Annotated in this window: 1 pseudogene; it reads right to left on the bottom strand. The window is 70.6% G+C overall.

The features are described from left to right. Positions 1-16894, bottom strand: a pseudogene (locus C5E41_RS00005) (hypothetical protein); the annotation flags it as partial.

Here is a 16894-nt window from a genome sequence, read left to right on the forward strand (position 1 = left end):
TGTATAAGAGACAGGCGTAATCCGGCCACTCGAATTCGGCGTTGTGCGGGACGTGCGGGACCGGCGTGATGTACGGCTTGCGCGGATCACGAGCACCCGGGTTCGCACCGCCCGCGCGATCGGGCCCACCACCATCCGGCGGCTGCTGCCCCGCCCGTCGGCCGGCACCCGCGCGGCCGCCGTCGCCGGACTCCGCATCCGTTCCGTCTCCGTCCGAGCCGGACGCGCGCGGGCCACCCGGGTGCGGTTGCGTGGTCCGCGGTTCCTCCGCCCGGTCCCCCCGGGAATCTCCCTTCTCTCCGGATTCCGCGGCATCGGCGTCGCCGGACGACGTGCGATCCGTATTCGACTCGCTCCCTTCACCTTCCGAAGGATCACCGGTACGCGCCGGTGCCACCGGCCGCTGTCCACCGTCGTCGGCACGTTCCGGCTTGCTCCGACCGCCTTCCGGAGCGTCGTCGGTTCCCCGCTTACGGGCCTCGGTGTCGTCCTGGCTGCGGACAGGTCGGTGCGGTGCGGCACCGGTCTCCTTCGATTCGGCGCGCAACCGGCCCAGTTCGTCGGCGAGACGGCCACGTTCGGTCGCCAGCCGCTCGACTTCGGTTCGGCCCGAATGCAATTCGTGTGGTTGCATCGGCCCGGGCTGCCGCAGCGGACCGTCACCGGATACCGGCGGCCGCTCACCCGGATGCGGCGCCACGGCACCACCGGAATCCGAACCGGGGCGATCCGGGCGATCCGGTTTCGCACCGCTCGCGCCCGTATCCCCTTCGTCTGTGCCACCTTCGTCCGTGCCACCTTCGTCCGTGCCACCTTCGTCCGTGCCACCTTCGTCCGTGGCACCTTCGTCGGTGCCACCGAGGGCGGGCCGGGCCTGATTCGTCTCACCGGCCTGCTCATCGGGCCCGGCCGCGCCGAGGTCGTCCAGTCGGCGGGTGAGGTCGCCGCGCAGCCGCCGCAGGGTGTCTGGCAGCTGCCTCGGCTCCACCGCTGACTCGGGTTCGCCGAGGCGTTCCGCCCAGGCGAAGCGCTCGCCCGGATCGGCGTCGGCGAGCTGTTCCACGCGGCCCGCACGCAGCAGCAGATCCAGCAGCGGGTCGCGCGCACCTGGGGCGGGCAGGGCACGCAGCGGCCCCGCGTCGCGCACCGCCACTTCCTTCAGGGCCTCGACCGGGTTGCGCGGCAACCCCGGGAAGCGTTGCCGCGCACCGGCTTCGGCGAGAATCTCGGCGGCGCGGCGTTCGCGCGGCGAGAGCCACGCGGGGTCGGGCGCGGGCGCATCGACCGCGTACGGAATCCGCGACATCCGCAGGGTCTTGTCGCCGTCGCGCTCGGGCGCATCGGGCGGCAATTCGTCCGGGTGGACGGGCACCCCGTCGCGGATCACCAGATGTCCGCTCAGGCGGCGCCGGTTGGTGTCCCAGTCGTAGCCGTACCGGGCCGCTTCCAGGTCGGCGTCGTGCCAGGTGGCGTCGTCGTGGTCGGCGAGGTACCTGGCTTCGACGTAGGCGTCGTCGAGCAGCAACAGATCTTCGTTGTACGGGGTGGTCCTGCCGTCGCCGTCGCCCTCGCCGGTGAGCCGCAGCCAAGCGTCGGCCACATGCGGGAGCCGGTCGTAGGTCTTCTTGACCATCCTGCCGGTCGGGTCGGCGTGGTCGCGCACCCACATCTCGTTGCGCATGAGGTGGTCCTTGACCAACTGGATGCGCTCGGTCAGTTCCGCGCGGGTGAGCGGAGTGCCGTCCGGATGCCGCGCCAGGTTCAGCGCCTCCAGCCGGGCGCCCCCGGGACCGGCGGGGTCCAGCAGCGGATCGCGGGCGCGGGTCAGCAGGTCGACGATCCGGTGCACATCGGCATTGCCGGCATCGTCGGCGAATTCACCGATCACCCGATCCGCCCAGCGCTGCACCGCATCCCAGCGCGCCACATCGCGGTCCTGGCGCGGCGTGGACCACTCCACCCGGTCACGCGGCGGCACGTGATCGGCGGCCGACCACGGCCGATGCGGCGGCTGCAGATCGATGCGCGGCCCGGCACGCCAGCCCTTCCAACCACGGAACGAGCGCACGACGGGGATCTTGCGCAGCACCGGATGATCCGGATCGAACGCGCCGTCGGGCAGCCAGGTGGTGTGCCCGCGCACCCACTCCCCGATCTCCGGCCGGCGCTGCAGCGGACCCAGCACCCACGGGTGCTTGCGCGCCATGTCGTAGAGCTGCACCCACCGCTTCCCGATGGTGTACAGCGCGCCGTCGAGCGGCATGCCGTGATGGGCTTCCTCGTCCCAGCCCGGCGGCGGCTCCGGTTTCGGTCCCGGTCCCTGATGCCACCACAATTCGGCGCGGCCGGCTTCGCTCAGCGTGAGGATCTGCTCGTAGCTCAGCTCCGGCCAGTGATCGGTCAGGAGCCGAAGTACCAACGGCTCCACCATGTTCTGGAACGGTTCGGCGCCGAGCGTGCCGCTGAACCCGTCCGGCATCTTCTCCTCCCGCTGCCGGTACGGGATGTGGGAGTTGTCCGTACCGCCGAACGCCGCCCACCCCTTGGGCGGCAGCCGCCAGCCGTCGACCTCCTTCTGCCAGTATTTGTCCAGTTTGGTGCCGCGCGGCAGTTCCGGCTGGTAGGCGCGGAAACCGCGGGCCTGCCCCTCCCTGGTGTCATGCCAGCGTCCGTCCGCACCGTGCCAGCGCACCATCGTGTCGCCCGCGAACGGCAGCGCGTCTTCGCCCAGGCGGCCGTGCGCGGGCAGCCCCGTGCGCTCGATCTCCACCGGCGCCATGGTCTCGACCCGTGCGCGGATCTGACCGGCGCCGTCGCGATCGCCGCCCGCCAGCTCACCGGTGACGGACAGCCGATCGATGCTGGTGGCCGGGTCCTTCAGCAGCGGAGCCAGATCGGGATGCCGCGCCAGCGCATCCAGCAGCGGAGCGTCGAGGCGGTCGTCGACCGGTCGTCGCGGTCCGTCCGGATCGTCGGCGCGGACCGGCACGTCCGGATGGTCGAATGCGGCGCGTCCCGCGACGACGATGAAGCGGGCCGGGCGGCCGCCGGTTCCGTCCTCGTCGGGCGCGCGACCGTGGTCCACCCACACGTTCTCGCTGATCCGGCGCACTGCCGGTGTCTGGTCCGTGCCCACCGCGGCCCGCCAGTGGTCGGCGACGGCATCGGGCCACGCACCCGTGAGAGCGACCCGCTCGTCGTTGAAGCGATCGATCTCGTGTTCGGCGCGCTCCACCGCGTCCTCGGCATCGGCGAGCCGGCGCAGGTTCTCGGGGGTGCGCCGCGCGGGGTCGTCGAGAAGCCGGGACAGCTCATCCCTGATGCGCCGCAACGGTTTGGCCCGCTGGACCGCGGCCCGGTGCTCGTCGGCCACCCGGCCCAGCTCGTCGCGGACCGCTTCGGCCTGCGACGCGTCGTGTCGGGCACCCCGCTGTTCCAGGTCGTGGATCTCGCGGTCGATGGCGTCGAGCCGGTCCTCGAAATGGAACAGCCGGTCCAGCGCCTCGGCCAGCTTGTCGACGTGGTCGGTCTGTTCCCGCTCCTGCTCCGGATTGAGCTGCTCGTGTCGCGCGACGTCGGGACTGTCCGGGCCCGCGCTGTCGCTGACGTAGCGCCCGGTGTCTCCGCGCAACTGGCGCAAGGTCTCCGACCAGCGGTTGCGGCTCAGATCCACATCCCCGAACGGGTCGGCACGATGGTCGACCTTACTGCGCCAGAACTCGAGATCGGCTGCCACGTGGGCGCGTTCGCGCACTGTGGCGTCGAGCGCGGCCTGCGGGTCCGCCGCCGGCTCGGGGTTGTCCGCCGGACGGGGCCCCTCCGCGTCCAGCTCGCCGGATCCCGGCGCGTGTGACTCGGCTCCAGCCCGACGCGGTTGCTCGAGTTCGGCCGGGCGGTGCGCGGCGCCGTCGAGTTCCGATGGGGGCGGGTGCATGTCGCTGAGCCGAATGTGTCCGTCGGCGTCGACGCGAACCTGCTGGAACACGAATTCGCCGTCGGCGCCGAGCAACGCGCGGCGGACAGCGGGGTCGAGCACATGATCCGGATTCGCACCCGGCGCCACCACCACGAGCCGGGCCGGTGTGCCATCGCTGCCCGGAACCAGCCGCGCCACTTCCGGTTTCGGGTTCACCGGGTCCACGGGGCGCCCCGCGGCGGCCAGCGGCAGGCCCTCGTGACCGGCCAGGACATCGCGAGCAGCGAGTAGCGCGGCGTCGGCCGCCACCCGGTCGCGTGCGGCCACCAACGTCTGATCGTGCACCCGCAACAGCCCCAGCAGGGCCTTACCGAGCGATTCGGTCTCCTCGGCCCGCGCTTCCTCGGCGCGGCGATCCGCGAAGAACTTCTGCAGATCGGCCCGTGGGATATCCGCGCGATTCCACAGTTCGTCGGCCCGGGCCCGGCGCTGAAGGACCAGATCGCGCACCGCACCGGCCAGCTCGCGCGGCCGCATCCGCCAGGCGTCGTCGATACCCAGATGTTCGGCGAGCTGGACGATCTTGGCGAAGTTCTTGTCCACCTGATCGTTTCGGCGACCCAGCTCCGCGCCGAGGTCACGCAGTTGTCCGCGCAGCGCCCGGGTGCCCGGCTCGTGTTCGTGCGCGTCGCCGCCGACGATCCAATCACCGGGACGGCGCACCGGATCAGGCCGCGCGGCAACGGGTTCCGTCGATGCCGGATAGTGCTCGCTCACCCAGATCCGGCCGTTGTGGTCCAGTTCGAGCCGGTAGTAGACGGCGTCGAACCCCTCGGCCGCGTGCCGGGCCCGCTCCCGCGCGGGCAACCGGAGCTCCGGATCACGGCCCGCGCCGACCCCGACCCATCGGCCGCGCTCGCCCGGGGCGCCGTCCACCCGCATGTGGGTGGGGGCGTCGAACCGGAAGCGGCGGTAGGAGACTCCGGAGATACGCGGGCCGCGGTCGTCGAAACCGGCTCGCAGCTGCAGCATTTCGCGTTCGGCGGCATGCTGGGCAGCGGCCCGGCGGGCGGATTCGTTCGCCGACGCCGTGCGATACCGGTCCACCAACTCGACGGTCACGCGCCGCCGCCGCTCGGAGATGGTGTCGCGATGGTTGTTCACCGCATCCCGGACCGCGCGTTGCAGCTCCGGCCGCGACCGCCCCTGCGGGTCGACGCCGAATTCGCGGGCGAGCCGCTCCAGCCGGTGCAGATCAACGGTGTGGCGATCGCCGAGTTCGATGGACAGCTCGGCACGCCGCTGGGCCGGCGGTGCCAACCGGTCTCGGATCGCGTCGGCGACCTGATGGTCGGATGGCAATGGCACACCCAGGCGCGCGGCTCGCCGGTCCACCTCCAGCCGGGGCGTGCCGCGGTCCAGATCGCCCAGCAGATCACGCAATTCGCTTCGAACGGCGGGCGCGGTGGCGGCGGCATCGGCAGTGCGGGCAATCGTCTCGCGCAGGATCTCGCGCCGTATCTCGTCCGGCCGCAGGCCGAGATCGTGAGCGCGCGCGGTCATTCGCGTCCAGGCGCGGACTCGCGTGGCACCGGCATCCGCCAGATCCCGCAGCGCCTTTCGCACGGCGCGCGTCACCGGACGATGCTCCCGCTGTGGGCCGTCCTGATGCCACGCCTCGCGCGCGGGCCGTTCGCCACCGTGCGGCGCGGGTGGCTCGGACTCTCGCGGGAGCGCCAAGGTGTTCGAATCCGGTGGTATCGGGACGTTGTCGGACCCGCCGTCGCCGTCGTGCGGCGGGCTGGGGTCGTCCGGACCTCCATTCGTCGGAGGTTTACCGCCGGTGCCACCATCGGTCCCGCCACCGGCCGCATCGGGGGCGGGCTGCGCGCCGGGTTCCGCCTCGGCCCGCGGCGCGGCACCGCCGGGCCGGTCACCCCCCGGCTTCGCGGGTGAACCACCCGTGCCGTCGTCGTCACCACCGGAATCGGCACCCGGCTCCTCGTCGCCGGGTTTGCCGGCGGAGCCCTCGTCACCGGCCGGTGGTTGTTCTGCAGGTTTCGCGGTGGGACGCTCCTCGCCGCCGGCGGACGCCCGCTCGCCGGGACCTTGCGCGCGCTGGGGATTCGCGGCACGAAGCTGCCGTTCCTCGATCCGGGCGGCCTGGTAATCCCGGGCGGCGCGCATCATCTCGCGGCGCAGGCCGTACAGCTCGTTCAGCCGCTGCTGGGCCCGGTCGCGGGCGGCGGCCCACTGGTCCGGACGCAGGTCGTTCCGTGCGATGGTGGCCTGATGTTCGGCCGACTCGTCCTCGATCCGGCGCAGGATCGCGGCCTCCAGATCACGTGCGTTGCCGTGATCGGGAAGGCCGAGTTCTCGTGCGATCCGGCGCAATTCGCTGTGCGCGGCATCCTGCTCGGCCAGCGCGGCATCGATCGCGTCGGGTTGCGCGCCCTCGACTCTCGATGCCCCTTGCCGCTGTTCCCCCTTCTCCGGCTGCCGCTCCGACTGCGGTAGCTCGGTCCCGGCCGGATCCCGCATCGGCACCTCGGCACTGGGCCGCGGCTTGTCGACTCCGCTCGCCGGATCCGGTGCCCGGGGTGTCGATTCCGGCTCGGCCGCAACGGGTTTCGGGTCGTGTGGTGCGGCAGACGATGGCGCCGGCTCGGTGGGCCCGCGGTGGTCGCCGACGATCTTCCACAGCCAGTCGGCGTGCTGGGCGGCTTGCCGAGCCTCCCATTCCGCTTGATCCGCGCGCATCCGAGCGGCCCAGGTTGTCGGACCTTCGGGACCGTCCGGATCGCGGGCGACCATCTCGTCGGCGAGTTCGCGCATGCGGAGGGCATGCCGGGCCGCCATGCGCGCGTCCCAGCTCGCGTTCTCCGCACGCATCCGTATGCCCCATTCGGTGGGGGACTCGATGCGCGCAGGTGCGGTTGCACCGGAATCGGCTGCGGCGGTGTCGTTGTCGCCCGGATGCGGTGGTTCCGAGCGCGTCGATGCGGATTCGCCCGCGGCGCGGTTGCCGGGCGTCTGCGGCGAGGTTCCCTCGGGTTCCCCGCCTCCGGGCTCCGGCGGTTGCGCGCCCTCCCCCGGTGAGCTGGGCGGCTTCGACGGCGGTCCCTGCGGCGGGGCGGCGGCCGCGCCGTCGTCGCCCTCGGACAGCTCCACATCGCGTGCCACGGCCGCGCGCAGCTCGGCGTCCAGATCCGCCACCCGCACGTCGTTGTCGTGGAATCTGCGCGTCGCCTCGAACAACGCCTCGTGCCGGCGCGTGAACTCCTCGAACCGCCTCCGGTAGTCGGCGAGATTCTCGCCCCGGACGGTGCGCGAACCCAGTTCGTCGAACAGATCGTGCAGGGCCGAGCCGTTTTTCAGGTCGTCGGCCAGCAACTCCTCCGGCGTGACGCGGAGTTCGTAGGCATGGTTTTCGATATAGCTGCGGGCCCGTTCGCGCTCGGTCCAGGCAGCCGCCCATTCCCGGCTGAGCCGATCGATCCTCGCCTGCCGGTTCTCCGGCAGATCGGCGACCGCCCGGTGGTAGCGATCGTTCAGCTCCGCCAGCGCCTTCAGATCGGCGGCCCGCTGTCGCACGTCCGCGAGCAGTTCGCGGTGCACCTGCTCCCGCTGTGCCGGAGTGAGCCGCTCGTGCTTTTCGATCTTGCCGTCCCGATAGGCCTCGTAGGCCCGCACATACTGCTCCGGGGTGGCATCGGTGAGGTCGTGGCCGAGCAGCCGGGCCCAATCGCGATTCGGCCGCGATCCGGAGGCGACCGGCCGATCCGGGTCGGGCGTGCCGAACAGCCGCTGCCCGTCACCGATGATCTCCCGCAGGTGGGTCAACGATTCCGGATCGTGCATCGGCACTTCACCGTCGAACACCCGCGGATCGGTCGCGGGATCGAAACGCAGACCGGTCGTGAACGGGTCCGTGTCCGCAAGGGTCCGGATGAAATCGGTCAGCGCCGCGCCGGTACCGGGGTCGCGGAGTCGGCCGCGGATCAGCGAGGTCAGCTCGCCGGGATCAATGCCCTGCGGATTGCGCTGATAGTCGAGTTCCTTCGAGTACTTCTTCGGGAATACGTCCTCCGGTTCGCCGCCCAGCGCGCGCACGAGATCGTCGCGGGCCTCGACCAGGTGCGCCGGGTCCTCGCCCCGCCCCTTCAGATAGCTCGCCAGCTTCTCGTAGTACTTGACCAGCTGCTCGACCTGCTGCTGACGCAGGGCGTTGCGGGTGCCGCGATCGGCGATCGACTCGGCGACCCGCTCCGGCGTCGCGTGTTGCGCATCGTCGATGCCGGTGGTCTGCGCGAGCCGGTCGCGCGCATTGGCCAGATCGTGGAAGGACTCGATGGCGTCGCTGCTGCGCGCGTGGTCGAGCAGGGCCTCGATCTGCAGGGCGCGCAGGTCGTTGGCGCGCAGCTCGTGTTCGATGAGTTCGGGGGTGACCTGTTCGGGGTCCAGGCCGAGTTCGCGCGCGAGATCGTCTCGGACGGAACGGATGTGCTCGGGGGTGCGGGCGTGCGGCACGACCGGGGCCGGTTCGCCGGGCGGCTGGGTGACGTGCCAGGTGCCGTCGGCGTCGCGGACCAGCAGCCCGTCCAGCTGCCGCCCCTCGACGTCCACCGAGATAGCCCGGCCCTCGATATCGCCGACGTGGCGGACGTGCGCCTGATTGTTCGCGTCGACGACGACGGTCCACTTCTCCGCCCGCACGTCACCGCTGTTGAGGCGGGCAGCGAGACCGGGATAGCGATCGAGTGCGCCGGCGAGCGTCTGTTCGTGGTCGCCGTGCACGTCCAGGACCACCAGCCGGCCCGGCTCACCCGGTAGCTGCGGCGGCAGCTCGCGAATATCGTTGGCGGGGAAGCGTTCCCGGAACCGCGCCACCTGGTCGGCGAAATCGCGGATCTCGCCGGCGCGTTCGTGGACTCCGTCACGCAGGTCGTTCAACGCGCGGTCGAGCTGGTCCGGTTCGAGCCGGGACAGTTCGGCGGCGAGCAGATCCGCCCAGGTCGCCCGCTCGTCGCGGATCTGGTCGCGGCGCAGCGCATTCTCGAAGTAGGTCCGCAGGCCCTGGTCGCGGCCCGACTCGTCCTCGGGGTCGTATTCGATACGCTCGTCCGGGTTTTCGACGTTCAGCACATCGAAGTCGCGGCCGGATTCGGCGCCGTTGTTCACGCCCCGCCAGTTCAGCAGGCCGGGATCGTCGCCTTGGGCGATGACTACTTCCTTGAGGAACCGGCCGAGCGGATTGTGGTCGGTGATCGACTGCGGCCGATACGGGATATCGGCGTGTTCGGCGTTGTAGCGGTGCGCGGCGTCGCGCAGGGCCTCGATGACGGCGGCCCGGCGCAGATTCTGGTATTCGGCGGTATCGAGTGCGCGGCGCAACGTCTCCGGACTGATATCGGTCAGGCCGATGCCCAGGCGATCGGCCGCGGCCCGCAACTCGTCGGCCGGATTGCCCTGCGGTGCTTCGGCTTCACCGTGCTGGGGCGCGGAATGGCCGGGCAGGTCCTGCGGCTGCGATTCATCGACCAGATGGCCCAGCCCGATATCGCGCAGATACGTGTGCATCGCGGCGACCTCGGCCGGGTCCGCGTCCTCGTTCCAGTACGCGTACTCCCGCCCGTCGCGGGCGCGCATCGGAATGTGGTCGCCCGCTTGCAGCTCCATCCGTGCCGTGAAGCGGTTGAGCAGCGGAGCGTGTTCCCGGTTGATCCAGAGCGTGAACGACTCCTTCAGCAACCGTGCGTAGTTGATGCTGATGTCGTGGTCGCCGAGGGTTTCGAGCGCGTGAAGGTCGAACAGATGCCCGAAATCCTCGGTCATCTCGGTCTGGTATTTGCCGTCCTGACCACTGCCGGACGGATATTTCGGATTGTGCCCGGTGTAGCCACTGGTCAGCCGGTGCCACAACGAACGCAGCCGCCCCGGCTTCGCCGGTTCCGTGCTGGTACCCGACGTGCGCTGTCCGCCCTCCACAGGTTCGACCGATTCGACCTTCCATCGCCCGGCCTCGTCGGCGATCAGTCGCATCCGCACCTGTTCACCACCGAGATCGACGACCAGCTCACCGCGACGCGGCGGCTCCGCGGTATTGCGGCCACCCGACTGTTCCGGGCGCCGCGGTCCGTCGGTTACGCCTGGATCATGCCCCTCACCGGCCACGTGCCCTCGGCCCGATACCGGCCGAAGATTCGACTCGCGACCGCTCTCGTGATCCCCTGCGTCCGGTCGTCCTGATCCCGGAACGTTCTGGCCTGCTTGTCGATGATCAGCCGCTGATCCAGGTGCTCCTCGCGAGTCCCGAACCGATACTCCACCTCGGTCGGATCCTCCCTGATCCGGTCGTAGAACACCATCAGTGCCATCCTCTTCCCTCCACAGCGTGTCGTAGCGCTCACCGGTGCGCCCCGGAATGTTGTCCTGCCAATTGAAGCGCTCGTTGGCGTGGTCGTGCGCCGCGGCGTAGGTCGCATCCGGATGGTCGACCATGTACTGCGCCTCGCGGAGTTCGTGCTCGAGTAGCACGATGTCCTCGGGGAGCGGCTTGCCGGACCGCAACCGGATCCACGCCTCGGCAATATCGGCCGATGCATCGAACCGCTGCCGCGTGAGACCACCCTTTTCATAGTCCCTCAGCAGATGCTCGGCGCGCATCAGGTGGTTTTTGAGCTGTGCGATCTCATCGCGGGTGAAGCCGATCCGGCCGTCGGCGCGCGGGGTACCGGCCAGGTTGTCCGCGATATCGCCGATATCGCTGTCGTCGGAGCGGAAGCGTTCGTATGCCGCACGCGCCCAGGCGTCGTCGTGGTAGACATCGCGCGGCCGGATCGCACCGCCGGTGAAGACCTCCTCGTTCGCCGGATCACGCACGTCGCCGGATGCCTCCGGCCTCTCGGGGCCGTGTCCCTTCGCGGAATCTGCTGTCACGTGCGGTGTGCCGTCGAACCCTTCGGGATGGCGGAAAACGACTGTGACGCCGCTGTTCTCACCGAGCCGGCCTCCGAGCCCGGAGTCACCCGGCAGATCCGGATCGCCGAAGGTGACCTCGGTGTAGCCCAGTTCCTCCGCGAGGATGCCGGTGAAGGTACGGCGCGCGGCCTCCTCCGGCGTGAGCCCCTCCTGTACTCCCGCATTGAAACTGTCCAGATTGTCGGTCAGCGCCCCACCGTCGAACCATTCGGCCTGGATCGCGTCGACGCCGTCGCCGAGCTCGTTCATCAGATCCCGGAACATCTGTCGTCCGGACGGCGTATCGGGGCCGACGCGCACCTCGACGTGCAGCACGCCGTGCTCGGTCACCCATCCCTTGATGCCATAGCTGGTGTCGCCGCCGTAGTGGTTGGCGTAGCTCCTCCCGCCCCCGTCGCGCGGCTCGGGCGGACCGGCCGGTGAGCGAGGCTGCTGCCCGTCGCCCGAGTCGTCCCGGGGCGGATGCGCGGAATCCCACGCCTCGCCGTAACCGTGCGCGTAGCTCGCGCCGCCGTCGGGCGCATGATCGCCCATCGCCGGGCGAATGGCGTCGACACCGGCCTGGTTCGCGATCCGGTCCAGTTCGGCGGCCCGCGCCGCCGCATCGCCCGGCAGGTCGTCGCGCCCGGCTGCCCGCTCGCGGGCCGCGGTGAACGCGTCGCGGTAGATCCGCTCCAGCGGACTCGTCGCGATGTCGTGGCCCGCCTCGCGCAACTGCGCGAGTGCGTTGAATTCCATTGCGTGCGCGTCGGTTTCCTCGTCCAGCAGGTGCGAGACGTAGTCCTCGCGCGACATCCGATCGCGGTCGAGCACACCATCGGCGGTACTGCGCTCGTGCGCCCGCTCGGCATGGATGGCGGCGTGGACCAACGCGGCCATCTGTTCGCCGTCGGTGCCGCCGATATCGAGAGTGAGCCGGTTGCGCGCGGGCTCGTACCGATGACCGCCACCGGAGTCGTGTTCGATGGTCACGCCCCGGGCGTGCAACGTGTCGACCGCCCAGATGCCCACCGGCACCTCGGCCAGTTTGCGCTCCAGCTCGGTGACGATCGCCTCGGAAGCCTGGGCCGCGAGGTCCTGCGGCTCGACGGGTTCGGCGGGTTCGTCCCGGGCGGCACCGGGCTGGTCGACCCGCTCGTAGCGGATCTCGCCGTTGTGGCGGGTGTCGACGGTCAGGTATTCGGGCTCGACACCCGGGCGGGCCATTCGTTCCACGATCTCGGACGGCGCCGCCCGCAGCACCCGCTCGTGATCGCCGGGTGCCGCCGCGACCATGATGCGTTCCGGTTCACCGGGAATCACCGCGAAATGATCACCGAAGACTTCGGCGCCCGGGGCATCGGCGATCATGTCGCCGAGCAGCCGGCGCGCGACGTCCGCAGCAGCGGTAGCCCGCAGCCGGTCGACCTCGGCCAGCGCATTGTGATGCCGATCGACGAGGTCCGACATCCGCCGCAGATCGTGTGCCAGCCGACGCAACTCGGCGCGGCGCTCCGGCGGCAGGCCGTCGCGGCCGAGTTCGCGGTCGATAGTGCGCAGCTGATCGGAGATCAAATGCTGCACCATATCCCGCCGCATCGTCGGGTCGTAGGGGATGCGATCGGCCACCCGGTCGGCGACGTGGGCCAGCTCCTGCGCATGCTCGTTCAACCGCACGGTGGCGATATGCCGCTCTAGTACGGCCGAGCGGATGCGGTCGCGGACCACCGGATCGTCGGGCACGTAGCGGATGCTCTGATCGGTCGGAGTGCGGGCGCCGTCGTGCGCGCGATCCCAGATATCGCGGTAGTGATCGGCGTAGGTTCGGCCACTGTCGTTCGGCGGGACATGCTCGAGGTAATTGCGCAGATGGTCGACCGCCACCTCATGTGCGATCTCGTGCGCTTCCGGCCCCGCGAGCCCCCGCAGTGCGCGCTCGTAGGCATGGCGGTAGGCGACCTCGGCGGGGTGTTCGGCGATGTCGTAACCGAGTTCGCGCAATTCCGCCGCCAGCTGGAACCGGCGGCCGGAGGCCATCGCCTCCTCGTGCACCATTTCGCGCACGTAGTCGTCGCGCGACAGCTCCAGGGGTCGATCGGCAGGAGATTCGCCGTTGAGATAGCGCTCGGCGTGCACGCTCTCGTGCGCGAGGGTGAGTGCCTGAGCGATCTGACCGCGACCCTCGGCATACAGGACCGCCGTGATGTCGCGGCGCCGGAACGACCCGGATCTGCCGTCGGTGTGTGCCCCCTGATCGATGTGCTCGCGATAGCGGCGATCGGTGAGTTCGCCGAGAATCCTTCTGCCGGTGGGTGTTCGGAGCAACAGTTCGTGCACCCGGCCGACGTTGTCGTCGAGCGCCTGCCGGATTCGCACGGCGGCCGGATCCTGCTGCCGCGCAAGGGCTTCCCGATGTTCCGGGGTGAGCGGATGGATGGGACGCCCACGGTGGTCGAACAGGATCATGTGGGTGTCGTGCAGATCCGAAGGCACGCTCGCCGGGTGGTCGGTCACCACACCCGTACTCGGATCGCGCACCACGACTCGCCCGCCGCCCTCGTGGACCATGACGTAGGCGTGCGCACCGACGACTCGGCGACCGGGACCGGCGTGATAGCCGTCGACCACCAGCGCCGACGCTCCTTTGCGCATCCGCGAGAGACGTCGGGCGATCGCGTCGTGGTCGCTGACCTTTACCATTCGGCCACCGGCGTCCGCCTGGACCTGCGCGGCGGTCATCCCTTCCGGCCCGACCGCCCGCTCGGGCAGCCGGATCGTCTTGCTGCCGGTGAGATCGCGAATCAGCTTCAGCGCCAATTCGGCACAGCGGCCGCGGGTCGACTCCGGCCGCGGAGTTGCCGGTTTCGCCGCTTCCGGCGCACCGATGTGATCGGGCTGCTCGCTCCGCGCCGAACGCGCCGGCTGGTGGTCGCCGATCGGCGCCGGCATGGGCGGGGCGCCCGGCACCAACTGGTCTTCGGGCCGGTCATCGCTCGCCTCGTCACGGTCGTGCCGGGTGCCGTCTTCACCGTCCTCGTCGTGAACCGGTTTGCGCACCGTACCGTCGTGGTTCGCGTCGGCCGCGGGGCGCCGGCGTGGTCCACCCGATTCGGCGTTCGATGTGTCCTGCGCGGCATCGTGTTCGGATCGGGCCTCGTCCGGATGCGACGGGTCTCGCGCTGGATCGCCGGTGTCGTCGCGCGGTGTAGCCGCTTCGGCGTTCTCGGCCGGATGGTGCCGCACACCCGGCTCGTCCGGGTGGTTCGAGACGCCCGAATCCGCGTCGCGGGGTACTGCGGCATCGGCGTGAACCGCCGAGTCCCCGTCCCGGGAGGTAAGGAACTCGCCGGCGCCCGGTACAGCCTTGTCGGAATCGCGAGCGGGCGCACGGTCATCCAGAGGAAGGGCACCGTCCGAATCACGTGGACCGGCATGTTCGGCATCCCTCGGGCCGGCATGCTCACCTACCGGAGGCTCGGCGCTGTCGGAATCGCGCGGGGCGGACGCGCCGGTGTCACGCCGGTCGGGGTCCCGCTGGACCGTCTCGTCCCGATCGCGCGGGGTCGACGCGTCGGCATCGCGCCGCTCGGCGTCGCGTTGCGCGGGCTCGGTCGAATCGCGCGGATCTCGGCGGTCACCCGCAGTTGCTTCGTCGCGCGTCGCGGTGTCGTCACGCCCGGGCTCATCACGCGTCGCGGCCTCATCACGCGTTCCGGCACCGTCCGCATCCCTCAGTGGCGCGGACTGCCGTTCGGGTGCGCGTGGTACGTCGCGGGACGCCGGTCGGTCCGGCCGTGGCGCGGTGGTTTGATCGGATTTGCTTGGGGTGCGGGCATTTTCGGGACGCTCGCTCGCGCGCGTCGGTTCGGTACCACGCGGTTGGTCCCTGCGCGGGCCGGCACCGGCGCGGTCTTGCGGCTGTGCAGTTTCCCCGCGGTCTCGCGGCTGGGCGGCATCCGCACGGTCCGGTTTGGCGGTGACCCGTTCGCCCTCGCTCGTACCGGGCCGGGTCGCGGCGCGCGGACCCTCGGAGTCGCCGACGCGAGCCTGCATCCGCGGATCGGCAGCGGGGCGTGCCGCGGACGGGTCGGCCGCACCGGCTCTGCCCTGCGGACGGGCGTCGGTAGCGGCACCGCGGCCGAGATCGGAGGCGGCACGTCCGTCGGTGGCGGCTCTGGCGTCGGGCGTGCGCACCTCACCGGTCCGGGCCGCCTCGGCACCGCCGGACGCGGGTCCACGAGCGTCGATCGGCGACGCTGCGGATGCGGCCGTGGAGCCCGTCGACGTACCGGCTGTCGCGCTCGAACCGGTCGAGGCTCCGGGGCCCGGCGCGCTCGATCCCGACGACGCGCTCGGGCCGGACGATGCGGCCGGACCCGAGGCGGCGGCGGAACTCGCCGACTCGGCCGGTCCGGACGATGCGGCAGGACCGGCGGCCGTGCCCGCTTCGCTGCCTGCTGGTACAGCCTCCGGCGCATGGGAGGCCGATTCGGAGGAGGGAGCCGTTGTCGGCGTCACGGTTTCGTGCGTGCCGCCGCCCGGCGGCGCCGCGGTGTCCGCGGTCGTGGAATCGTGCGTGCCGCCCGGCACCTCGCTGCGGGCCGGCGGTGTCGGCGACGAATCGGATACCGAACCGCTGGAAGTCGCGGATTCGGATGGCGAACTCGAGCCCTCCGACCCGGAACGCTCCGCCGGAGTCGATGGTGTGGTCTCCGAGGTATCCGAATGATCCTGTGGCACGGACTGTTCCGGCGTACCACCGGTATCGGACGCCGGACGCTCGTGAGCGCCCGCCGTCGTAGTCGGCGCACCCGCATGGCTGTCGTGACCGTTGGTCACCGGCCCGCCGCGCGCGGACCCGGAAGATCCCGGCTCGCCGCCCGTGCCGGTAGACGAATCACCGTGCGGCACAGCGCCGTTGCCGTTCGACAGGTCGACATGCTCGTTCGGCACGGTGCCGTCGTGGGTGAAGCCGTGCACATCACCGATATTGCCCAGATCGGCGCGCGGCGCGTTCAGCTTCCAGAACGGCGAGTTCTCGAAATGACTGTGCGCGAAATTGTGATTCAGCGCCGACGCCCCGCCCGTGATCGCACCGGCACTGAACATGCGCCAATCGACGTGGGTGTTCTTCAGGTTCTTCAGCGCGGTGTCGAGATCACCGTGTGCCAGGTCGGAGGCGAACTGCCAGCCGACCGAGCCGCCGAAGGCCGCCACCGAGTTGACCAGGCCCGATCCGGCGCCGATCCCGGCACGGGTCAGATTGACGCCCCACTTCGAGGTGACGTCGCCGACCTCGTTGCGGAAGGCGTTGCCGAACTTCTTGCCCATCGCCTCACCGAAGGCGCCGCCGGCGGCGCCACCGACACCCGCGGCGAAGGTGGTGACCTCGAGCTGCTGCCAGTCGATGCTCTTGCGGTGCCCCTCCCACACCTGCCACTGCTGCACCGCGAAATCCTGAATCGCGCCGAGGGCCGCATTCAGCAGCACATGTCGGAACATGAAGCGCACCAACGCGTTCTCGGCCAACCGGCCCGCCCACCCGGCCATGGCGTCGAGTACGCGGCGCATCATCATCCGCACCGCGACGCGGGTTGCGACGATGATGCCGGCTTCCTCCGCGGGAGCCGTGGGCGGGAAGATCCACACCGCGGCGATATCGGCGGCGGTGATCACCAGCGTCGAATAGAACATCAGCTTCGTGTATTCGATCTGCGTACCGCCGCCGTAGACCGAATCGCCGACCTGATCGAAGTATCCCACCAGCGCCTCCAGCGAATCCTTGCCGTGGCGCATGCTGTCGAACGTGTCGATCATCTGCTGCTGGCCGTCGCCGGACGGGTAAGCGGCCAGCGTCGCGGACTTGGCGTCGTCCATCAGGCTCAGGATGTCGCGCAGTTCGCCGGCGGCGGTGTGCCAGTCGCCTGCCAGCGCCCACATATCGTCTTCGTTGCCGTGCGGCCACTCCATCCCGATGGCCGCACCCAGCCACTCGAGCCAGCTGGGAAACTCGATCAT

The sequence above is a fragment of the Nocardia nova genome (assembly GCF_002933465.1).
GTDB lineage: Bacteria > Actinomycetota > Actinomycetes > Mycobacteriales > Mycobacteriaceae > Nocardia > Nocardia nova_B.